Origin of the sequence: Puia sp., from assembly GCF_036500295.1 — a bacterium.
In the GTDB taxonomy this organism is placed as follows: domain Bacteria; phylum Bacteroidota; class Bacteroidia; order Chitinophagales; family Chitinophagaceae; genus Puia.
The window spans coordinates 1-8,591 of record NZ_DASYCH010000030.1 but is presented as its reverse complement, the minus strand read 5'-3'; the positions used below and the strand labels follow the sequence as shown (position 1 = coordinate 8,591).

The 8,591-nt window shown below is 53.0% G+C and carries 7 protein-coding genes; 1 reads left to right on the top strand and 6 read right to left on the bottom strand.

Annotated features, from left to right (window positions below; genetic code table 11):
• From VGM48_RS06590 to rlmN, 5 genes are all read right to left on the bottom strand, one after another.
• On the bottom strand, window positions 1–261 hold a 261-nt coding region (locus VGM48_RS06590), incomplete at its 3' end, for a hypothetical protein (protein WP_331577281.1).
• 196 nt (window positions 262–457) lie between these two features.
• Complete coding sequence (locus tag VGM48_RS06585; protein ID WP_331577279.1) at window positions 458–1,573, bottom strand: FecR family protein; 1,116 nt, start codon at window positions 1,571–1,573, stop codon at window positions 458–460.
• A 142-nt stretch (window positions 1,574–1,715) separates the two neighbouring features.
• Window positions 1,716–2,246 (bottom strand): hypothetical protein, encoded by a 531-nt coding sequence (locus tag VGM48_RS06580; RefSeq protein WP_331577277.1) that lies wholly within the window; start codon window positions 2,244–2,246, stop codon window positions 1,716–1,718.
• A gap of 100 nt (window positions 2,247–2,346) precedes the next feature.
• Entirely contained in the window at window positions 2,347–3,825 is a 1,479-nt protein-coding gene (locus tag VGM48_RS06575; RefSeq protein ID WP_331577275.1) for a PLP-dependent aminotransferase family protein, read from the bottom strand.
• 96 nt (window positions 3,826–3,921) lie between these two features.
• Window positions 3,922–4,974: a 23S rRNA (adenine(2503)-C(2))-methyltransferase RlmN gene (gene rlmN, locus VGM48_RS06570; RefSeq protein WP_331577273.1), complete on the bottom strand. Its 1,053-nt coding sequence runs from the start codon at window positions 4,972–4,974 to the stop codon at window positions 3,922–3,924.
• A gap of 281 nt (window positions 4,975–5,255) precedes the next feature.
• Between rlmN and VGM48_RS06565 the strand changes: the two genes are divergently transcribed.
• A complete protein-coding gene (locus VGM48_RS06565) occupies window positions 5,256–7,709 on the top strand; it encodes an ABC transporter permease (protein ID WP_331577271.1) in 2,454 nt (817 codons plus the stop codon).
• Window positions 7,710–7,772: 63 nt separating this feature from the next.
• Here VGM48_RS06565 and VGM48_RS06560 read toward each other — a convergent pair.
• Window positions 7,773–8,591 (bottom strand): pirin family protein (locus tag VGM48_RS06560; RefSeq protein WP_331577269.1); only part of this gene is annotated, 819 nt, incomplete at its 5' end.

Genomic DNA, 8,591 nt, shown 5'->3' with positions numbered 1-8,591 from the left:
GTGGATCGTGACCAGTTGATCCGTGGGAAGGATCTCGTCGCGGTAGACGAAATGGAAAATGCCCTGGTTCTCGATGGCTTTAAAGGCTTTTTTTAGAGAGACCTTTTCCAGCCGGAGGTCAATGGTCGTTTGCCCGTAACTTTTTGCAAAACACTGGGAAGAAAAGGCAAAAAGGAAAAAAAGCACAAATTTCGTCATCAGCAGGCATTTGATGAATGAGTTACGCGTAAAAGGGGATACGCAAGCTCTGTTTTTTTGCATAACTTAGTGATTGATGGTAATGATGGATCCGGGGCTCAGCGATGAGCCCTGTTGTCTGTTGTTATTTGCGGGGGAAGCTGCCACTTCCTCCGTTTTTTTTGGGGGATGGATCAGGGACTGTTTTGGTTCATATCAGCAAGTTTAGTTTTATAATCGTTGAATATGCAAATTGTGGTCCGTGGATTCGCTGTCGGGTTCACGGGGTGATGCTTATATCTTTTTGTCGGATCGTATAATTGAAATTTCCGCTGACGCTAAGCGCTTCCAGTACCTGGTTCAGGGGGACGTCGCCGAAGGTGGCGCTGAGCTGCATTCTTTTTAGCCGATCGCTGTTGATCGTCACTTTCACATCATACCATCGTTCGATCTGCAGGGCGATCTCGTCGAGGGGGGCGCTGTCGAAGGCCAGTTGGTTCTTTGTCCATAAGGATTCGACGATGCTGCTGTCCTTCTTTTGAAAATGTACCTTGCCCAGGGTCATGAGGGGTTCGTCGGCGTGGTTCATATCCGGTGTGGTGGGGCTGAGGCTGGATACAGCGAGCTGGTCGTTGTGAACGGTGAGTTTTTCGTTTGGCCGTAAAATGATCTTTTTATCGGGGTTGTTGTGCAGGGTGACTTCCACGGAGCCCTGGAAAAGGGCCGTCTCGGTATTGCGGTCATTGCTGTAGGAGCGAACGTTGAATGCGGTTCCCAGGACGACGATATCGACCGTGGGGGTATGGATCAGGAAGGGGCGGGATTTGTCTTTTGCCACGTCGAAATAGGCTTCGCCTGTCAGTTGGGCTTCGCGCGGGCGGTTGGGGTCGGACACATTATAGGTGAGGCGGCTGTCGGCGTTCAGCCAGACCTGGGTGCCATCGGGCAGTTGGATCCTGGATTTGGAGCCGGGGCGGGTGCTGACGGTATTGGCGGCGATCGCGTTATTACTGCCGGTGGTTTTGCCGGCGCTGCTGTTATAGCGATAGACAAAGAAGGCTATTGCGAGGATGGCTGCTGCTGCGGCTGTTGTTGCTGTTATCGTTGTGATCCATCGCCGGCGGGGGTGGGGGGTGGTTTCGTATTGGAGGGCAGGGGAGGAAAGGTGGGTGCTTAGTCGTTGGAGGTGCCGGTTGAAGGCGTCTTCTTTGGTGAGGGGGTTTGGGTTTGCGAACTCCGGGTACTGTTTTTGGCGCCAGATATTGGTGAAGATCTCGAGTCGGAGGGCCAGTTCGGGGTGGTCGGACAGGAGTTGGCCGAGCTCCGCCAGTTCTTCGGGGGTGGCTTCGCCGGAGAGTTGGAGACTTGCTAAGGACCAGAAACGTTCTTCTTGCATAAATGGAGCTATATGCTAAAGACAAGGGGATGGGGAGAAATGTACCAAGGGCGAGAAAAAATAATACCCCGGAGAACCGGGGCATTTTGGATTTACAGTCACACGTGAGAAAAGCGTTGGCAGCGATCCCGGGTTTCTGTCATTAAAGGGACTTGCGGTATTTTTCCTGGGCGAAGCCTTCGCCCTGACCGTCCAGTACGGCGGTAAGCCAGTATTTTGGACCTTCCAGTTTGATATAATAGAGTATGCCGGAAGGGGCGGTGATCTCGGTCACTCCAAAGATCTTCAGGCCGGGATATTTATTTTTTACCACATTGATCAGGTAGTAGGGAAGATAGCTTTCGGAATAATAACGGAAGGAGCCTGAAAACGCGCCGTTCTTATCATAGTTGATCCGGGTGATGATGTTTTTCTGGTAGAAACTGACGGTATAATACATACTGGATTCGTTCCAGACGACTCTTTCCGCGTCGGGGAAGGTTTCGCGGAAGGTTTTCAGGAGGCTTTCGCTGACGGTGGGGGCGGGGTTGGCGCCGGGGGTGGGATAGAGGTTGGCCGGACGGATGATGGAGTTGGTTGAGCGGACGAGGGGATAGGGGTTGGCGGATATGGGAATGGCGAATAATTGGAGGCTGATCAGTATTGAAAAGCCTGCCAGGGCGATCTTTTTCATGGTTCTCTTTTTTTGCTTGAAGAATGTTGACTCCTCAAAGATAGAAAGAGAGCGGACTATTAAGGTGTCCGGTTTTAAGATATACGGTAGTCCGGCTTGGTCATGCTTTTTTCGAATGGATGGTGTCGCTGAGGATGTCGATGGCTTTTGCCGCCTCTGTTTCGGTCATCCATGCGAAGCCGAGCCGGGTAGCGTTCAAAGAAAGAGGCGTTGTATTATGGATCAGTCCATTGGAGAGGATAATTCCCCTGGCCAATAGCCGTTCTGTGAGCGGGGGCAGGGGAATGGAGGGGTGGAACTTCGCCCAGATGGCGAGGCCTCCGTCGGGTACTTTAAAGTCGATCAGATCCGGGAGCTGTGCGGAAAGGCCGGCGCAGACAAAATCCCTGCGCTGGTGGTATTCGTGCAATGATTTTTTGAGGTGCCGCCGGATGCTGCCATCCTGGTACATTTCCGTGAGGGCCAATTCCATGATGGGGTCGCCCTGGGTATCGATGATCTGCCGGAGCCGGGCCAGTTCCAGTACAAGGTTGGCGGGGGCTATGACATAACCGGTACGGATAGCCGGTGACAGGACCTTGCTCAGGGTGCCGATATAGATCACCATGCCCCTGGTGTCGGCGCTTGCCAGGGGAAGGATGGGGCTGCTGCAATAGTGCAGGTCGTAATCGTAGTCGTCCTCGATGATAACGAAACCGAATTTTTCTGCCAGCGATAGCAGTTTGATCCTGCGGGAGGCGGTCAGGGTAACGGTGGTGGGGTAATGATGGTGGGAGGTGATGTGTACGGCGTTGATCTTTTTCTTCCGGCACAATTTTTCGATGGCGTCCACGTCGATGCCGCAATCGTCGACCCTGACGCGGATCAGCTTCATACCGGCATTGAGGAAGGCGCGGTCGGCATAATAATAATTTGGGTCTCCGGCGATGACGGTATCTCCTTTGGAAAAGAGGATGTTGACGATCAGATAAAGTCCCATCGTGCTGCCCCGGGTGATCATGATGTTTTCGAAAGTCGTTTGCAGTCCGCGGCTGGCGTTGAGCTGTTCCGACAGGACCCTTCTGAATTTTTCTACGCCCGCGGTATCCACGTAGGAGGTATACTTCGCGTTCAGTTTCTTCATCAGAACGCTGCGGTATGCTTTGGCGATCTCGCCTACCGGCACCATGCGGGCATCGGGACCGTCATGGAATCCCGGGATATGCCGGTTAGGGGAGACGGGTGTCCGGATCAGCTTATTGACGGGGACGGGATAGCCTGTCGTGGCGGGGAAGGTGTTGGGTTTTTCTTGTCGGGCGGCCAGCCGTTTGGGGTTGATCTCGGGCAGTTCGTGGCTGGTGAACGTTCCCTGGTTGGGCCGCAATTCGATCCAGGCCTGGGCGTCGAGCTCTTCGTAGGCCCGAACGACTGTTTTTCGGTGGACGTTCAGGGTCTCTGCGAGTTGGCGGGTGCCGGGTAGGCGAATGCCGGGGCCGATCCGTCCTCGTTTCATTTCCAGGATGATGGCGTTGGCGATCTGCAGATAGACGGGGCAGTTTTCGTCTTTCTGAAATTGTATGATGGTCTTCCAGGGGAGCATAGCGGACTACCTGTTAAGTTAAATAAGAGTGCTAAGGTAGTCCAATTTGGGGATGTTGGGAAGGGGATGGGTTGTTTATTAGTTATGCCACTGCTGCTACTCTTTATTAGCTAGTTGTCCGCAGGCCGCGTCGATGTCTTTGCCGCGGCTGCGGCGGAGGCGGGCGTTGACCTTGTTTTTTTCGAGGTGCTGCATGAATTGTTGGATGGCGTGCTCTTCGGGTTTGGCGAAGAGGGCCTGTTCGATGGGGTTGTATTCGATGATGTTGACGAGGTCGGCGGGGACCTGGCGGTAGAGCTTTACGAGTTCGTCGGCGTCCTGGCGGCTGTCGTTGAAATCGCGGAAGAGGATATATTCGAAGGTGATCTCGTTGCCGGTTTGCTGGTAGAAATAGTTGAGGGCGTCGATGAGGGCGCCGATATTGTTTGATTCGTTGATGGGCATGATCTCGTTGCGCTTCGTATCATTGGCCGCGTGGAGGGAGAGGGCCAGCTTAAATTTTACCTTGTCGTCGCCGAGTTGGCGGATCATCTTTGCGACGCCGGCGGTGGAAACGGTGATACGGCGGGGGCTCATGCCGAGTCCATCAGTTGGATTCGTTATGCGCTCGATCGCCTTCAGGACATTTTTATAGTTCAGCAGGGGTTCGCCCATTCCCATAAAGACGATGTTGGTAAGCTTTTTCTCGTAGACGCGTTCGGACTGTTGGTTGAGGAGGACGACTTCGTCGTAGATCTCGTCGTAGTCGAGGTTGCGTTGACGTGCCATATACCCTGTCGCGCAGAATTTGCAGCTAAGGGAGCAACCGATCTGGGAGGATACGCAGGCCGTTTTGCGTTCATCGGTCGGGATGAGGACGCCTTCGATCATGTGGTGGTCGACGGTGTGGAAGCGGCTTTTGATGGTGCCGTCGGCGGAGTATTGGGTGGCGTCGACTTTTAGTGCGGGTAGGGAGAAGTTTTCGGCAAGCTGCTGGCGGAGCTCCTTGCTGAGGTTGGTCATGTCGTCGAAGTGGTGGGCGTGTTTTTGCCAGATCCATTCATAGACTTGTTTTGCGCGGAACTTTTTTTCCCCGAGGGTTTCGAAGTACTGCTCTAACTCGGTGAGGCTCAGGTGTCGTATGTTCTTATGTTCCGTTTTCGCTTGCATCAGGGGGCAAAGGTACGAAAATAGAACAACTGCTGTACCGAAAACGGACAGTTCGGCCGGGTTCATGAGACGTAGGCCATTGATAGTTAAAGATTTATATTCAGGCATTTGATTGGTTGGGGGATAGGGGAGTCTTACGTGGTTCGATGTGATTCGGTTTGATGTCGGTCGATCGGGTTGGACGCCGTTTGATGTTGGTCGATGCGGTTCGGTTTGGTACGGTTTGATGCGATTCGAGCTCGGGGTGGTTCGGAGTTCCAATGGATTACAAAAACAATCATATGCTAAAAAGTTATTTTACGATCGCCTGGAGGAACCTTGTAAAGAATAAGTTTTTCTCGTCGGTCAACATTTTTGGGTTGTCGGCGGGATTGGCGTGTTGTATGCTGATCGCCTTGTATCTCCATTATGAAATGAGTTATGATAGTTACCACAAGAATATTGGGGATCTGTACCAGGTGGGGACGACCTGGGTGACGAAGGGAGAGAAGCAGCATAGTGCTCCTATGACGCCGGCACCGATGGCCCGTGCATTGAAGCAGGAATTTCCCGAGGTGGTCCGATCGACCCGGTTGTTGAATTCGTTTGATAGTAAGACCTTGTTTTCGGTGACGACTTCTTCGGGTGAGACGCGTTCCTTCCTGGAGGATAAGATCGCGCTGGCGGATGGGGACTTCTTTAAGATGTTTACCTATGATTTTAAGGAAGGGTCGCCGGCGCATGCATTGGAAGAGCCCTATTCCGTGGTGCTGACGGAGGAGGTCGCCCGGAAATACTTTGGGAATGCGCCTGCATTCGGAAAGACCATTCATATCAACAGCAGCAGTAATGGCGAGTATGATTATCGGGTAACGGGTGTTTTCCGGCCGATGGCGTTGCCTTCGCATATCGATCAGCGGATATTTATATCGTTTGCCGGTGGGGGAATGGAGAAATATATCAATCGCAATCCGACGAATTTTGCGATCAACAATATGTTCTATAGTTATGTCCAGTTGCAACCTGGTACCGATGCGGCGCGCTTCCAGGCGAAGCTGCCGGCCTTTATGCATAAATATGCGGACAATGATCTGAAGAAAAGGGGCGTTGAAAAGGAGCAGTTCCTCATTCCTGTGAAGGACATCCATCTCAGCGATGTTGTCGCGTCCAATGTAACGCCTTCGGCTAGTCGCACATATTTGTACATACTGGCATCCATTGCTGTATTTACGTTGTTGATCGCCTGTATAAATTTTATGAATCTGTCGACGGCGCGATCTTCGAAACGCTCTTCCGAGGTGGGGGTTCGGAAAGTGCTGGGTGCGGAGAGAGGGGGGCTGGTTCGGCAGTTCCTTGGCGAGTCGTTGTTGATGACATTTATGGCGTTTGGTATAGCCGTTGGGCTTACGGTGTTGCTTTTGCCGTTGTTTAACCGGTTATCGGGCAAGGAGATCAGTTTGTCACTGGCTGCGGATGGATGGTTGTTTGCCGCTTTTTGGGGGATGGCGGTATTGACGGGGCTGGTTGCGGGGAGTTACCCGGCGTTCTATCTATCTTCCTTTAACCCGGTGAAGGTGTTGAAGGGGAAGCTGACCAATTCACTGGCGGTTGCGTCGTTGCGGAAGGGGTTGGTCGTCGTTCAATTTATGATCTCGATCGTGCTGATCATTGCCACGGTGGTCATCCTCCGGCAGATGTCCTATCTGCGGCATGCCGATCTGGGTTTTCAAAAGGATCAGCAGCTTGTCATTCCTTTGCGGAGTAAGATAGCCAAGGGTATCTTTTCCTCGCTGAAGAGTGAATTGCAGCAAAATAATAGCGTGTTGTCTGTTGCGGGAACATCCTACTATCCGGGGATTGGCAATCCGGCGGACAACGCGATCCGCCTGGCAGGGCAGACGATGAGTGAGGCGAAGGTCGTCAAGACGAATTTTGTGAATGCGGATTATATGAAGACATTGGGATTTACGGTGCTGGCGGGGCGGGCATATTCCCGCGACTTCCTGTCGGATACCAGTAATTCCTTTATACTGAACGAAAGTGCGATCAAGGCCGTCGGGTTTGTCACCCCGCAAGCGGCGATCGGGAGGAAGGTGTATTTGAGTGCGTCGGATACGGCGGGTGTGCTCATCGTGGGGGTGGTGAAAGACTTTCATTTTGAGGATCTGCATGTGGCGGTGGCCCCGTATGCTTTCTCGCTGTTGTCGGACAAGAATGACTTTGACTATATGATCGTGCATACCCGTGGGGGGAATGTGGGTCCCGTGATCCAGGCGGCGCAGGAGATCTGGCGTAACCAGGATGCGGTCGATCCTTTCGAGTATACCTTTCTGGATGAGCAGTTCCAGCGGAATTATGCCGCCGATAACCGGCTGGCGGAGATCGTCGGATATTTTACGGTGATCGCCATCCTGATCTCCTGTCTGGGGCTATTTGGGCTGGCGGCATTTAGTGCGGAGCAGCGGACGAAAGAGATCGGTGTGCGGAAAGTATTGGGGGCGAGTGTGGCGACGATCGTGCGGCTATTGTCGGTCGAGTTTTTGAAATTGATCTTTATATCGTTGTTGATCGCTGCGCCGGTCGCGTGGTGGATCATGAGTAAATGGTTGCAGGGGTTTGCGTACCGGCAGCCGATCACCTGGACGGTATTTTTTTATACGACGGTGATTGCGATGGTGATCGGGCTTTGTACGATCGGGTTCCAGGCGGTACGGGCGGCGATGGCGAACCCGGTGAGGAGTTTGAAGACGGAATAATTGTTGCGGAGCAGGATATGAAACGGGGTTGGAAGGGCGTTCCTCTTCCAACCCCGTTGTTATTTATTTTAAGATGCCAAATTTACCGGATTGAAACTCGCGGATGGAATCGATGATCTCGGATTGGGTATTCATAACGAAGGGACCGTAGGTGGCGATCGGTTCGTTGAGGGGTTCGCCGCTGAGGACGAGGAGTACGGAATCTTCGTTCGCGGTGATATCGATGGTTTCACCTTCGTTGGCGAAGAGGACGAAGCTGTGTTCGGGCGCCTGTTGGTCGTTGATCGTGGCGCTGCCGTTGATCAGCAGGATTGCCGTGTTATAACCGGCGGGCAGACTGGTTTGGGTTGTGGCGCCTTTTTTTAGTTTTATGTCAAAGACATTCACAGGTGAATAGGTTTGCGCCGGGCCTTTGACGCCGTTGTATACACCGGCGATGACACTTATGACGCCCTGGTTATCGGGCAGGTCGATCTTTCCCATCTGTTCCTTTGTGATGGCCTGGTAATGGGGCGCCGTGCCTTTGTCCTTTTTGGGGAGGTTGACCCAGAGTTGTACCATTTCAAATGGGCCGCCTCTTTTTGCGTATTCCTGTTCGTGGTATTCCTTGTGGAGGATACCGGCTCCTGCCGTCATCCATTGGACATCGCCGGGGTTGATGGTGCCACTGTTGCCGGCACTGTCGTGATGGGCTACGCTGCCTTTGTACGCGATCGTTACCGTTTCGAAGCCTTTGTGGGGGTGGACATCCACACCGCGCAAGTGCGTTGAAGGCGGGAAGTCGACTTCGGCATTAAAGTCCAGCATCAGGAAGGGGCTGATGCGTTGTTGAGGGACGCTTTCTCCCGGAATATAATTGAACACCCGGAAGCCATCGCCGAC

Bases quoted from the DNA above. Each gene is read 5' to 3' on its own strand.
- VGM48_RS06585 (WP_331577279.1), bottom strand. From the start codon at position 1,573: ATGCAAGAAGAACGTTTCTGGTCCTTAGCAAGTCTCCAACTCTCCGGC.
- VGM48_RS06575 (WP_331577275.1), bottom strand. From the start codon at position 3,825: ATGCTCCCCTGGAAGACCATCATACAATTTCAGAAAGACGAAAACTGC.
- rlmN (WP_331577273.1), bottom strand. From the start codon at position 4,974: ATGCAAGCGAAAACGGAACATAAGAACATACGACACCTGAGCCTCACC.
- VGM48_RS06565 (WP_331577271.1), top strand. From the start codon at position 5,256: ATGCTAAAAAGTTATTTTACGATCGCCTGGAGGAACCTTGTAAAGAAT.
- VGM48_RS06580 (WP_331577277.1), bottom strand. From the start codon at position 2,246: ATGAAAAAGATCGCCCTGGCAGGCTTTTCAATACTGATCAGCCTCCAA.